General features: G+C 66.6%; 13 protein-coding genes. 10 read left to right on the top strand and 3 right to left on the bottom strand.

Annotation, left to right across the window (positions count from 1 at the left end; translation table 11 throughout):
- Positions 1-3: 3 nt before the first annotated feature.
- A complete protein-coding gene (locus tag C1A30_RS31260; RefSeq protein ID WP_200828573.1) occupies positions 4-849 on the bottom strand; it encodes an SDR family NAD(P)-dependent oxidoreductase in 846 nt (281 codons plus the stop codon).
- A gap of 143 nt (positions 850-992) precedes the next feature.
- Here C1A30_RS31260 and C1A30_RS31255 point away from each other — a divergent pair, with 143 nt between their 5' ends.
- Genes C1A30_RS31255 through C1A30_RS31235 form a run of 5 tightly spaced genes read left to right on the top strand, consistent with a single transcriptional unit; the run spans position 993 to position 7,122 of the window.
- The gene (locus tag C1A30_RS31255) at positions 993-2,591 is read left to right on the top strand and encodes an SMP-30/gluconolactonase/LRE family protein (protein ID WP_101952092.1); all 1,599 of its coding nucleotides are present in this window, start codon (positions 993-995) and stop codon (positions 2,589-2,591) included.
- Positions 2,588-3,325, top strand: coding sequence for a GntR family transcriptional regulator (locus C1A30_RS31250; RefSeq protein ID WP_101952091.1), 738 nt, complete (start codon positions 2,588-2,590; stop codon positions 3,323-3,325). Before C1A30_RS31255 ends, C1A30_RS31250 begins: the two co-directional genes overlap by 4 nt.
- Before the next feature lie 10 nt (positions 3,326-3,335).
- Positions 3,336-4,889 (top strand): AMP-binding protein, encoded by a 1,554-nt coding sequence (locus C1A30_RS31245; RefSeq protein ID WP_101952090.1) that lies wholly within the window; start codon positions 3,336-3,338, stop codon positions 4,887-4,889.
- Positions 4,880-5,653, top strand: a complete 774-nt coding sequence (locus tag C1A30_RS31240) for an SDR family NAD(P)-dependent oxidoreductase (RefSeq protein ID WP_101952089.1) — start codon at positions 4,880-4,882, stop codon at positions 5,651-5,653. Before C1A30_RS31245 ends, C1A30_RS31240 begins: the two co-directional genes overlap by 10 nt.
- Positions 5,650-7,122, top strand: coding sequence for a long-chain fatty acid--CoA ligase (locus C1A30_RS31235; protein ID WP_101953016.1), 1,473 nt, complete (start codon positions 5,650-5,652; stop codon positions 7,120-7,122). The genes C1A30_RS31240 and C1A30_RS31235 overlap by 4 nt, the downstream gene beginning before the upstream one ends.
- A gap of 4 nt (positions 7,123-7,126) precedes the next feature.
- On the opposite strand, the gene C1A30_RS31230 is transcribed toward C1A30_RS31235, so the two are convergent.
- Complete coding sequence (locus C1A30_RS31230) at positions 7,127-7,966, bottom strand: SDR family oxidoreductase (protein WP_101952088.1); 840 nt, start codon at positions 7,964-7,966, stop codon at positions 7,127-7,129.
- A 157-nt stretch (positions 7,967-8,123) separates the two neighbouring features.
- Between C1A30_RS31230 and C1A30_RS31225 the strand changes: the two genes are divergently transcribed.
- Genes C1A30_RS31225 through C1A30_RS31215 form a run of 3 tightly spaced genes read left to right on the top strand, consistent with a single transcriptional unit; the run spans position 8,124 to position 9,457 of the window.
- The gene (locus C1A30_RS31225) at positions 8,124-8,351 is read left to right on the top strand and encodes a hypothetical protein (protein WP_101952087.1); all 228 of its coding nucleotides are present in this window, start codon (positions 8,124-8,126) and stop codon (positions 8,349-8,351) included.
- Between the two features lie 9 nt (positions 8,352-8,360).
- On the top strand, positions 8,361-8,792 hold the full coding sequence (locus tag C1A30_RS31220) for a VOC family protein (RefSeq protein WP_101952086.1): 432 nt from the start codon (positions 8,361-8,363) through the stop codon (positions 8,790-8,792).
- Complete coding sequence (locus C1A30_RS31215) at positions 8,792-9,457, top strand: SDR family oxidoreductase (protein ID WP_101952085.1); 666 nt, start codon at positions 8,792-8,794, stop codon at positions 9,455-9,457. The genes C1A30_RS31220 and C1A30_RS31215 overlap by 1 nt, the downstream gene beginning before the upstream one ends.
- Here C1A30_RS31215 and C1A30_RS31210 read toward each other — a convergent pair.
- Positions 9,435-10,511 carry a dihydrodipicolinate reductase gene (locus C1A30_RS31210; RefSeq protein ID WP_101952084.1) on the bottom strand — a complete coding sequence of 359 codons (1,077 nt, stop codon included), beginning with the start codon at positions 10,509-10,511 and terminating at the stop codon, positions 9,435-9,437. The genes C1A30_RS31215 and C1A30_RS31210 overlap by 23 nt on opposite strands.
- 75 nt (positions 10,512-10,586) lie before the next feature.
- Between C1A30_RS31210 and C1A30_RS31205 the strand changes: the two genes are divergently transcribed.
- Both C1A30_RS31205 and C1A30_RS31200 read left to right on the top strand, forming a co-directional pair.
- Positions 10,587-11,186: a TetR family transcriptional regulator gene (locus C1A30_RS31205; RefSeq protein ID WP_101952083.1), complete on the top strand. Its 600-nt coding sequence runs from the start codon at positions 10,587-10,589 to the stop codon at positions 11,184-11,186.
- A gap of 109 nt (positions 11,187-11,295) precedes the next feature.
- Positions 11,296-11,943: a hypothetical protein gene (locus tag C1A30_RS31200; RefSeq protein ID WP_235010403.1), complete on the top strand. Its 648-nt coding sequence runs from the start codon at positions 11,296-11,298 to the stop codon at positions 11,941-11,943.
- Positions 11,944-11,994: the final 51 nt, after the last annotated feature.

Below are 11,994 nucleotides of genomic sequence, written 5' to 3'. Positions count from 1 at the left end.
CTCCTAGAACCGCCTGATGGCGTTGCGGAAGTCGTCGTCTTTGAGGAACAGGGAAGTGTTGTCGGCGCCGAGGTGTGTCCACTTCAGGTTCAGCCCGCCGTCGACGAGCAGGGTCTGCCCGGTGATGTAGCTGGACAGGTCCGACAGCAAAAACAGGATGGCGCCCGCCTGCTCCTCAGGTCGGCCCCGCCGTCCCATCGCGATGGCTTGCCGGTCGCGCTCCGGATCGTCACCGGTATAGGTGCGCGACGCCTCCGTCGCCGTCACGCCGGGTGCGACCGCGTTGACCCGAATGTTGTCCAGCGCCAACTCAACTGCCATGGTGCGGGTCATCGCGGCCACCGCCGCCTTTGCCGTTCCGTATGCGATGTGAAACGGTGCGGTGTTCATTCCGCTGATCGACGAGATCGAGACGATCGACCCCGGGTTGCCCTGCTGTCGGATCTCGCGGGCCACCGCCTGGCTCATGAAGAACGCCGTCTCCAGGTTCCTGGTGAACAACTCGCGCCAGTCCTGCCGCGTCACCCGCGTCGACGGCATCCACGTCGAGGGCTCCGCGCCGCCTGCCACGTTGACGAGTCCGTAGAGCGTCCCGTCGGTGGTGCGGACCCGGTCGATGACCGTCGCGATGCCGTCGTCGGTGGACGCGTCGGCGGCGACCGGGACGACCGACAGGCCCTGCTGCGCCAGCGGGGCCACATGCTCGTCGAGGTTGTCCTTCGACCGACTGACCGCGACGACGGTGGCACCGGACTGCGCGGCCAGTCGCGTCACGGTGGTGCCGATGCCGCCGCCACCGGCGCCGGATACGACGACGATGCGGCCGTCCAACCTCAACGAATCGCCCACGCTCACGCTATTTGTCCGGACAACATATGGTGCTCTGCATATTGCAGAACACTATTCCGCAGCACGAATCGCGCCGTCAAGGCCGATCTAGCTCGGCTTAGAACTATTGTCTGGACTATTCGAGCTTGATAGCGTCCGGGATCATGAGCTCGTCCGTGCTGGCCGCCCGCTATACCGCCGAGGACCCCACCGCCGCCGACGGATGGCGGCTCGAGCGGCTGACCGCGCCCAGTCGGCTGTTCGGCGCCAACGGCCTGCGCACCGGTCCCGACGGACGCGTCTACGTCGCGCAGGTGACCGGCAGCCAGATCAGCGCGCTGGACCTCGACACCGGCCTGCTGGACACGGTCAGCTCGAAGGGCGGAGACATCGTCGCGCCCGACGACGTCGCGTTCGATGCGCGAGGCAACCTGTACGCGACCGAGGTGATGGACGGCCGGGTCAGCGTGCGGGAGGCGGTCGGGGCCACCCGTGTGCTGCGCGACGACCTGCCCTGCGCCAACGGCATCACCGTGCACCGGGACCGGCTGTTCATCAACGAGTGCCGCGACGGCGGCCGGCTGCTCGAGCTCGACGCCACCGGGTCGATCGTGCGGACCCTTGCCGAGAACCTGCCCTCCCCCAACGCGATGGAGGTCGGTCCCGACGGGATGCTTTATTACCCGCTGATGACCGCGAATGAGATCTGGCGCATCGACCTCAATGGCGGTGAGCCGCAACGTGTTACCGGTGACCTCGGGGTGCCCGACGCGGTGAAGTTCGACTCGGCGGGCTTTATCGTGTCGACCCAGGTGGCCAGCGGTCAGGTGCTGCGGATCGACCCGCGGACCGGGACGCAGACCGTGCTGGCCCAGCTGACGCCCGGCCTGGACAACCTGACGTTCGTCGGTGACCGGTTGTTCGTCTCGAACTTCACCGGTCAGATCACCGAAATCCGCCCCGACGGACAAACCGACACCGTGTTGCCGGGCGGCCTGAACTGGCCACTGGATCTGGCCGTCGACGCCGACGGGAAGCTGCACGTCGCCGACGGCACCTACTTCTACGTCGTAGCCGACGACGGCGCGCTGCAGACCGCGGGCATGCTGTTCTCGCCGGGCTATCCCGGATTCCTCCGCGGCGTCGCGGCGACCGGTCCCGGCGAGTTCGTGGTGACGACGTCCGGCGGCCAGGTGGCGAAGTATCGGCCTGCGGCCGGCGAAACCGATTTCCTGGCAACGGACTTCGACCAACTCTACGGGGTGGCGGTCGGTCCGGACTCCTCGGTCGTCTTCGCCGAACTCGGCGCCGGGCGGGTGCACGCTCTGCGGTCGGGCGCTGTCGAGACACTGGCATCCGATCTGCAGGACCCGGTCGGCGTCGCCTTCGACCCGGCAGGCAATCCCCTTGTCGCGGAGGTCGGCCGGGTGTCTCGGCTGACGGGCTCACGCGCCGAAACCGTCGTCGACGGACTGCAGCGGCCACAGGGCATCGTCGCCGTCGGCAACACGCTGTACATCGTCGACGCGGGCGCCAGGGAAGTGGTGGCGGTCGAACTCGACAGCGGTGAGCGCGACACCATCGCCTCCGGACTGCCGGTCGGGCCTCCGCCCGGCGTCGAACCCAAGCCGCTGAAGGGGATGCCGCCGTTTTCCGGTCCGCAGGGACCGTTCGCGGGCATCACCGCGGGACCCGATGGGACGCTTTACCTCTCGGCTGACGGTGACGGCAGCGTGCTGACGCTGCGGCGGTCGGCGACATGACGGTATCGTCGGCCGACCACCGCTACCTTCAGGTCGCCCGGACCTTGCGCAAGGAGATCGTCGACGGGGTGTATCCGGTCGGCTCACAACTGCCCACCGAACACGAATTGTGCGAACGGTTCGCGGTGAGCCGATACACGATCCGCGAGGCGCTGCGCAGGCTGCGCGAAGACAATCTGGTCGCGTCGCGGCCAAGGGCGGGCACCCTCGTCGTACCGAGGCCCGCGGCGAATTCCTATGCCCAGGACGTGATGTCGATCAACGACCTGCTCGAGTTCGCGACCGGCGCGCCGTTCACCATCGAGTCCAACGCGATGGTCACCATCGACGACAGCCTCGCCGCCCGCACCGGCCTGCAGGCCGGATCGGAATGGCTGGCGGTACGCGGCTACCGGCAGGCCGACGGCGCCGAGACACCTGTCTGCCGGACCGAGATCTACATCAACCGTGCGTTCGCGGCGGTGGGCAGGCTGCTGCAACGGCATTCGGGCCCGATCTTCCCGCTCATCGAGGACCTGTTCGGGGTCAGCGTCGTCGAGGTACACCAGCAGATCGCCGCGGTGGTGGTGACGCCGGAGCTCGCAGACTTGCTCAAGATCGAATCCGGCAGTGCCGCACTCGAAATGCAGCGCACATACACGACATCCGACGGTGAGATCGCCCAGGTGACCGTCAACACCCATCCGTCGGCGCGGTATCGCCATTCCATGACGATGCGCAGGGTCAAGGGTTAGGTTCACCGTCGTGAGGGTCGACGACGATCGCGCGGTCGAGGCGTACCGCCAGGGACTGTGGGTTCGCTCGACGCTCGCCGACGCCTTACGCGACGCAGCGCGCAGCACCCCGGATCGAACGGCGTTGATCGACGGTGAGGTTCGCCTGGACTGCGGGACACTGCACGAGCGGGCCACCGCGCTGGCGCGCGCGTTGATGGACCGGATGCCGCCGGGCAGCGTCGTGTCCTTCATGCTGCCGAACTGGTATGAGGCCGCGGTCATCTACCTCGCGGCGACGTTGGCGGGCATGGTGGTCAACCCGATACTGCCGTCGCTGCGGGATCGCGAGTTGGGATTCATCCTCTCCGATGCGAACAGTCGCGCGGTGTTCATCCCCGCCGGCTTCGGCAACCACGATTACGTCGCGATGCTTGACCGCGTCACCACCGACATGACCGCACCGCCCGAGGTCGTCGTGCTCAGGGGTGACGCGGGACGACACACCGCATACGAACCGTTGTTCACCGGGAGTGACACGGTCGGCCTCCCGGTGCTCAATCCCGATGCCGTGCGGATGATCCTGTACACGTCGGGCACCACCGGCAGGCCGAAGGGCGTTCTGCACACCCACAATTCGATCCATGCCCTGATCGCGCAGATCGGCGACCAGTGGATGGTCGACGCAGGCGACGTGTTCCTGGTGCCGTCGCCCATCGCGCATATCGGTGGCTCCATCTACGCATTCGAATGTCCGCTGCTGCTGGGCACGACAGCGGTGTTGATGCAGCGGTGGGATCCGGATGCGGCGGTGCAGATGATGCAGACCGAGGGCTGCACGCACATGGCAGGGGCCACGCCGTTTCTGGTCAGCCTGCTCGCCGCTGCCGAGAAGGCCGCGACGCGGTTGCCGGATCTGAAGGTGTTCATCTGCGGAGGGGCTTCCGTTCCGCCGTCGCTGATCCGCAGCGCCGCAGCCTATTTCGAACGTGCGGCGGTGAGCCGGGTGTACGGGTCGACGGAAGTGCCGGTGACGACGGTGGGCGCGTTGGGCGACGTCGGCGGCGCCGCGGACACCGACGGTCGAGCGGGTATCGCCGAGATCAAACTCGTCGACGGTGAGATTCGCGCCCGCGGGCCGCAGATGCTGGTCGGCTATCTGCATGCAGACGACGAGACCGACGCGTTCGACGACCAGGGGTACTTCCGCACCGGCGACCTCGGCCGCTGGGTCGACGACACGTTTCTGGTGGTGACCGGCAGAGCAAAGGACATCATCATTCGCAACGGAGAGAACATCTCCCCCAAGGAGATCGAGGACATCCTGATCGCTCATCCGGGTATCGCGGAGATCGCCGTTGTCGGGGTGCCCGACGCGCGCACAGGCGAACGTGCCTGCGCGGTGATCGTGGCCGCCGATCAGCCCGCGCCCGATGTGGCCGAGTTGGGCCAACTGCTCACCGGCGAAGGGGTCGCGAAGTTCAAAATCCCTGAGCGGGTTGAGGTCTGGGAAGCGCTGCCGAAGAACGATGCAGGCAAGGTGCTCAAACACCGGATCCGGGAGAGGCTGATGACATGCGAGTAGCGATCGTGACGGGGGCGAGCAGTGGCATCGGCTACGGGTGCGCCACCAAACTTGCCTCACAAGGCATGGCGGTCCTCGGTACCGGCCGGGATGCGGGCAGGCTGGCCGACCTGGAGAAGGCTATCGGCGACAGCGACCGCGTAGCCACGGTTGCCGTCGACCTGACCGCCGACGACGCCCCGCGCCGAATCGTCGACCTGGCGCTGCAGCGGTGGGGCCGGATCGACTTCCTGGTCAACAACGCAGGCGTGGGCAGCCCCAAGCCGCTGCACGAGACCGACGACGAAAGCCTGGACTATTTCCTGGGGTTGATGTTGCGGGCGCCGTTCCGGTTGGCACGCGAGGTGATCGGCCACATGCAGGCCGGTTCGGCGATCATCAACATCACGTCGACGTTCGCGGTCGTCGGCGGTCTACGCGGCGGCGCGTATTCGGCGGCCAAGGGCGGGCTGACGGCGCTGACCACCCACATCGCGTGTCAGTACGGCAGGCAAGGCATCCGCTGCAACGCGGTGGCGCCCGGTGTCACGCTCACCCCGATGGTGGCGACCCGCTTGGAGGACGAGCGGTTCCGCAAGATGAACACCGAGATGACGCCCTATCCCCGGCTGGGCGAGGTCGACGACATCGCCAGCACGGTCGCGTTCCTGTGTTCCGACGGCGCTGGTTTCATCAACGGCCAGACGATCGTGGTCGACGGCGGATGGACGTCCACGAAGTATCTGTCGGACTTCGCGCTCAACTCCGAATGGGTTGCGCGTTGAACCTGTTCGCGCTGCTCGATCAGGCCGCCGCCCGGTTCGGCGACCGCGGTGCGGTGTATTCCGGTGAGCAGCAACGACATACCTGGGCACAGTTGCGCGACCGGGCGCTGCGGTTGGCCGCCTCGTTCGGCGGACTGTCAGCGCCGGGGGCGCGCATCGCGGTCACCAGCGAGAACTGTCCCGAGATCGTCGAGTTGATGTTCGCGATCTGGGCCGCCGAGCGGGTGTTCGTCCCGATCAACTACAAGCTGCATCCACGCGAGATGGCGCAGGTCCTCGACGACTCCGGCGCGACCCGGGTGTTCGCGTCGGCGAAGATCGCCGAGGGGCTCACCCCCGTGGCCGGTGTTCCCATCGAAGTGATCGCGGCGGCGACCTACGAAAGCCGGTTGCAGACAACGGCATCGACGCCACCGGCGAACACCGATCCGTCGGCGTTGGCGTGGTTGTTCTACACCAGTGGAACCACCGGCCGGTCCAAGGGCGCGATGCTGTCACATCGCAACCTGATGGCGATGACCGTGGCCCACCTCGCGGACTTCGACGACCCCGACCAGAACTGCAGCCTCATCCACGGCGCGCCGATGTCACACGGGTCCGGCCTCTACGTGCCCCCGTACGTGCTGCGCGGGGCCCGGCAGGTGGTGCCCGCGTCGGGCGCGTTCGAACCTGACGAATTCCTCGACCTGTGCGAATACCACCCTGGCTGCAGTGCTTTTCTCGCGCCGACGATGGTGCAGCGGCTGGTGCAGACCGGCCGGTCCTGCCCCCGCAATTTGAAGACCGTGGTGTACGGCGGCGGTCCGATGTATGTCGACAGCCTGAAGAAGGCGATGGCCGCGTTCGGTCCGATCTTCGTGCAGTTGTACGGACAGGGCGAAGCCCCGATGACGATCACCGGTCTGCGTCGGGCCGACCATCTGGACACCGACGACGCCACCCTTGGCTCCGTCGGGTATGCGCGCTCCGGCGTCGACGTCGCAGTGCTGGGCGCCGACGGTCAGCCCGCCGCGGTCGGCGAGATCGGCGAGATCGTCTGCCGCGGCGACGTGGTGATGTCCGGTTACTGGCAGAACCCGGATGCCACCGCGGCCACGCTGAAGGACGGCTGGTTGCACACCGGCGACATGGGATCGTTCGACGCCAACGGATTTCTGACGTTGCGCGACCGCTCGAAGGACGTGGTGATCAGCGGCGGCAGCAACATCTACCCGCGCGAGGTCGAAGAGGTGCTCATCGAACATCCGGGCGTGACCGAGGCGTGCGTCGTCGGCGCACCCGACGAGGAGTGGGGAGAGACCGTGGTGGCCTTCATCGTCGGTTCGGCCTCGGCCGCCGAACTCGACGGGCATCTGCTTGAGCGCATCGCGCGGTTCAAGCGGCCCAAGCGCTACGAATTCGTCGACGAGATCCCGAAGAACAGCTACGGCAAGGTGCTCAAACGCGAGTTGCGAGAACGGCTCGCATGAACCGTCACAGGATGGGCCGCCCGCCCGTCACGGCGACCCTGGCCCCGCTGATGTAGCTGCCGTCGTCGGAGGCGAGCAGCACGTAGGTGGGCGCCAGTTCGGCGGGCTGTCCTGCGCGGCCCAACGGTGTGTCGTCGCCGAAGTTCTGCACCTTCTCCGACGGCATGGTGGCGGGGATCAGCGGCGTCCAGATCGGGCCGGGCGCGACGCTGTTGGCCCGTATTCCCTTCTCGCCCAACAGCTGCGCCATGCTGGCCGAGAAGTTCGCGATGGCCGCCTTGGTGGCCGCATACGGTGCCAAGGTGGGCGACGGCATGTCGGAGTTGACCGACGAGCTGCCGATCACCGAGGAGCCGGCAGGCATATGCGGAAGCGCCGCCTTCAGCAGGTAGAAGTACGCGCCGACGTTCAGCCGGAACGTGTAGTCCCATTCCTCGTCGGAGATCTCGTCCAAGCTCTGGTGCGTCATCTGGTAGGCCGCGTTGTTGACAAGGATGTCGATGCGCCCGAACTCGTCGACGGCTCTGCTGATCACCTCGCGACAGTGGCCCGGATCGGACAGGTCGCCGGCCATCAGCACACACTTGCGGCCCGCGTCCTCGACCAGGCGGGCGACTTCTGCGGCGTCCTCGTCCTCGTTGAGGTAGGCGATCAGCACGTCGGCGCCCTCGCGTGCGAACGCGATGGCCACCGCACGGCCGATGCCGCTGTCGCCCCCGGTGATCACCGCCTTGCGGCCGGTCAGCTTGCCTGACCCGCGGTAGGACTGCTCACCGCAGTCCGGTACGGGATCCATCTGCGCCTGAATGCCTGGCACCGGCTGGTGTTGGTCGGGAAAACCCATGGTCAAGCCTCTCTGGTCGGCGGCTGGCGGACTCACCTAGGTCTAGCCACTCCTGTCCGGCGGAAACGTGCCGCTGCCGCGCAGGTCACTGGGAGGTTTGGCGTTATCGCGGGTGGGTACAGAAGGGCCTGCATCGCAGCGAGTGAATTGGGAAGTGATGACCGAAAAGAGTTCCGCCGCCGGTAGTCGGCCGGCAACCGATGGGGTGGCCACCGTGGCGCTCGTCGTCAACGTGATGGCCGTGCTCGCCTCGGTGCTGTGCCTGGCCGCGTTCGTCGTCGTCGACGGGGCCTTCGCCCTTGGCGTCGGAGCCATCGCGCTGGTCTTCACGGCCGTGATGGCGGTGCTGGCCGCGTGGCAGCGAGAAGAGGTCGGCCGACCGTAGCATCGCCACATGACCGTTCTCGACTCCCCCATCCCGCGCTTCCACCTGGCCATGCCGGTCGACGACCTGACCGCCGCCCGGCACTTCTACGGCCAGGTGCTCGGCCTGCCGCAGGGCCGCAGCGCCGACACGTGGATCGACTGGAACCTGCACGGACATCAAGTGGTCACGCACCTCGCGCCAGAGCGGGCACGGCCCGTTCGCAATCCGGTCGACGGGCACGACGTGCCGGTCCCGCACTTCGGCCTGATCCTGACCGTGCCGGAGTTCCACGCGCTGGCCGAGCGACTCGAGGCGGCCGCCGTCGATTTCGTCATCGAACCGTACGTGCGCTTCGCCGGTGAGACCGGCGAACAGTGGACGATGTTCCTGCTCGATCCCGCAGGCAACGCCCTGGAATTCAAGGCGTTCGCCGATGACTCACAGGTGTTCGCAGCCTGATGCGCGTCGTCATCGCCGGCGGCCACGGCAAGATCGCAGTGATCCTCGAACGGTTGCTCACCCAACGGGGCGACTCCGTCGCCGCACTGATCCGCAATCCCGACCATGCCGCCGATGTGCAAGCGGCCGGGGCCGAGCCCGTCGTGCTCGACCTCGAGAACGCGTCGGTCGACCAGTTGGCACCACATCTCGACGGTGCCGACGCCGTGGTGTTCGCCGCAGGCGCCGGGCCCGGCAGCGGAGCGGCACGTAAAGAGTCGGTCGACCGCGCCGCGGCGGTGCTCCTGGCCGACGCCGCAGAAGCCGCGAAAGTCCGTCGCTACGTGATGATCTCGTCGATGGGCGCCGACGCCGAAGCGCCCGACGACGTCGGCGACCCGGTGTTCGTCGCGTATCTACGGGCCAAGGGTGCCGCGGACGACGACATCCGGGCGCGCACCGCACTCGACTCCACCATCGTCCGGCCAGGAGTGCTCACAGATGAGCCCGGCACCGGACGCGTGCAGATCGCAGCGCACACCGGCCGCGGCAGCATCCCGCGCGCCGACGTCGCCGCGGTGCTGTTGGCAGTGCTGGATACGCCGGGCACCGCGGGTCAGACGTTCGAGGTGATCTCCGGTGACACGCCGATCGCCGACGCGGTCACCACATCAGCCCGCGGATGATCTCGGCCTGCGGGATATCCTCCACCGCAATCAATCCCGCGGGCGCCCGGCAGATCCAGTCGATCGCATTGACGACCCGCGCGGCGGTCGACAGGCAGCCGGCCTCGGTGAGTTCGAGAGCCGGATGCGACACGTGGGTGTTGAGTTCGACGCGGGGTTCACCTTCCACCACCACCCGGTGCACGCCGTCCTTCCCGTCGGGCGGATACTCCCAATCCGGCGCCGCGGCGGCCGTCAGTCGATTGATGTGCTCCATGGTGATCACCGGGACTCCGTCGCGGATGCCCTCGACCGCGAACCGTGCAGCGGCCAGTCCGCCGGGCTCCACCGTTGTCATCTTGCATTCGATCCGGTTGTCCGTGTACCACGCCTCAGTGCGCTGACGCACCTCGTCGAGTTCGATTCCCAGCTGGGCGGCGAGGTTGCGGACTGGGCCGCCCCACATCGTGGTCACGACCCCCGGCAGGAACAGCATCGGCGTTTCGTCACCGGCGGTGGTCCCGAAACCCATTGACTTGCCGGTGAATTCGTAGTCGTCGTGGCTTCCGTAGTCGAAGATCTCCTGCACGGTGATCGACGTGGCGCGGGTGACGAGGCTCAGCGCACTGTGCACTTCGGTGTCGCCGGAGTAGCCGGGATCGATCCCGTTCACGTACAACGAGGCGCCACCTGATGCGCAGGCTTGCTCCAAGGGCACCCGTAGCCAGTCGTCGGCCTGGCGGGGAGCCACCAGCCACACCATGGACGTAGCCGCGACGTTGATCCCTGCCGCGAGGAACTCGGACATCTGGGCGATGGCTTCCATCGGCCGCGTTTCGCCTTGCGCGGTATAGACGACGCAGTCCGGCTTCAACGCGATCAGCGCGTCGATGTCGTCGGTTGCGACGATCCCGGTCGGTTGGTCCAGCCCGCACAGTTCGGCAGCATCGCGCCCGATCTTGGCCGCACCCGCCGCGTGCACCCCGACCAACTCGAGGTCGGGTCTGCCGATGATCGCCCGCAGGGAATGGCGGCCGACGTTGCCGGTGGAAAACTGGACGACCCTGCGCGCCATCTGTCCTCGCTTCGCGAAATTGACTGCAGTCAATCACATGTGTCAAGACCCGGCGCGGGTTGCTATCGTCGGAGCATGGCCGTGGTGGACAAACCCTCAGCGCGCGAAGCGAAACGGCTGCAGACGCGCGAACGGTTGATGGGCGCCGCCGTCGCCGAGTTCAAGCGCGCAGGCATCGCCGAGGCCGACGTCGGCGCGATCGTCGCCGCCGCGGGCGTCGCGCACGGCACCTTCTTCTTCCACTTCCCGACCAAACAACACGTCCTGCTCGAACTCGAACGGCGTGAGGAGGAGCGGATCGCCAAGCAGCTGAGCCGGTACGCCGACTCGCACCGCAACATCGAGTCGATTCTGAACGAGGCCGTTCGGCTGGTGCTCGGACTGGAACGCCGACTGGGTGCGATGTTGTTCAAGGACTTTCTCGCCCTGCACTTCTCGCAGTCGCGTCCCGCCGACGAGAGCAACGAACACCCCGTCATCGTCAGGGTTGCCCAGGAGATCGAGCGCGCCAAGCAATCCGGGCGAGTCGCACCGGACGTGAACCCGATGAACAGTGCGGTGTTCTTTCTGCTCGGCATCTACGCCCTGTTGACCACCACACACAACTGGCCCAACCAGAGCGCGATGCTCGACGACTATGTCGCCAGGACGTTACGAGGCATAGAAGCACGCTGACTGGTTGACTATAGTCAGTTTCACTGCGAGGCTCTGGCTACCGATTGCAGGAGGAGCCGCCGTGAATCCCCCATCGTTGACCGTGAGCGCCAGCGGCCTGGACGAACACATGGAGCAGTCGCGCCAGGCGCAACGGCGGGCCGACAAGTGGCTGATCTCGGGCAGCCTGCTGATCGGTACCGCGGCACTCGGCGTATTCGGCCTCCCCCTCTTCCTGCGGGGAGTGTGGTTACTGCGCAAAGCGCAACGCGAAGGGCTCACCGTCCGGCCGATGTTGGTGACGCTGATCGGATATCTGGTCATCATCGACGCCGCGATCAACACCGTGGGCTGGGCCCTCGACCTGGTCGCCAACCATACGATCCTGGCCCGAATCCTGTTGAACGGTTGGGGCGCAATGTTCGACGCCGGGTACTTCTGGCACTACAACGAGCTGTGGCTTGGTGGTGCTGCGGGGCCCGGCGAGAAAGCCATGGAAGTCGGGATGATCCTCACGGTGTTCACCATGCGGATCGCCGCGGCCATCGGCTTCCTGCAGATGAAGCGCTGGGGTCACCAGTGGATGATGGTCACCTGCTGGATGGGTGTGCTGATCTGGTGCCTGTACGTGTTCAACATGACCATGTACGCCGACGTGCGCTACGCGGGCGTCGTGCTACCCGTGGTCGGATGGTGGCTGTACGACATCTTCTACATCACGCCGTTCCTCGCCATCCCGTACCTGCATTCGGTCAACAGGGAGATCTTTTCCGATTGACTGCACTCATTGACTTAAGTCAGTGTGTGGGTTACAAAAGGCTGATGGACT

Origin of the sequence: Mycobacterium sp. 3519A (assembly GCF_900240945.1) — a bacterium.
In the GTDB taxonomy this organism is placed as follows: domain Bacteria; phylum Actinomycetota; class Actinomycetes; order Mycobacteriales; family Mycobacteriaceae; genus Mycobacterium.
The sequence above is the reverse complement of the archived record's forward strand: the minus strand, read 5'-3'. Positions and strand labels throughout refer to the sequence as shown.

Bases quoted from the DNA above. Each gene is read 5' to 3' on its own strand.
- C1A30_RS31255 (WP_101952092.1), top strand. From the start codon at position 993: ATGAGCTCGTCCGTGCTGGCCGCCCGCTATACCGCCGAGGACCCCACC.
- C1A30_RS31250 (WP_101952091.1), top strand. From the start codon at position 2,588: ATGACGGTATCGTCGGCCGACCACCGCTACCTTCAGGTCGCCCGGACC.
- C1A30_RS31240 (WP_101952089.1), top strand. From the start codon at position 4,880: ATGCGAGTAGCGATCGTGACGGGGGCGAGCAGTGGCATCGGCTACGGG.
- C1A30_RS31230 (WP_101952088.1), bottom strand. From the start codon at position 7,966: ATGGGTTTTCCCGACCAACACCAGCCGGTGCCAGGCATTCAGGCGCAG.
- C1A30_RS31225 (WP_101952087.1), top strand. From the start codon at position 8,124: ATGACCGAAAAGAGTTCCGCCGCCGGTAGTCGGCCGGCAACCGATGGG.
- C1A30_RS31220 (WP_101952086.1), top strand. From the start codon at position 8,361: ATGACCGTTCTCGACTCCCCCATCCCGCGCTTCCACCTGGCCATGCCG.
- C1A30_RS31215 (WP_101952085.1), top strand. From the start codon at position 8,792: ATGCGCGTCGTCATCGCCGGCGGCCACGGCAAGATCGCAGTGATCCTC.
- C1A30_RS31210 (WP_101952084.1), bottom strand. From the start codon at position 10,511: ATGGCGCGCAGGGTCGTCCAGTTTTCCACCGGCAACGTCGGCCGCCAT.
- C1A30_RS31205 (WP_101952083.1), top strand. From the start codon at position 10,587: ATGGCCGTGGTGGACAAACCCTCAGCGCGCGAAGCGAAACGGCTGCAG.
- C1A30_RS31200 (WP_235010403.1), top strand. From the start codon at position 11,296: ATGGAGCAGTCGCGCCAGGCGCAACGGCGGGCCGACAAGTGGCTGATC.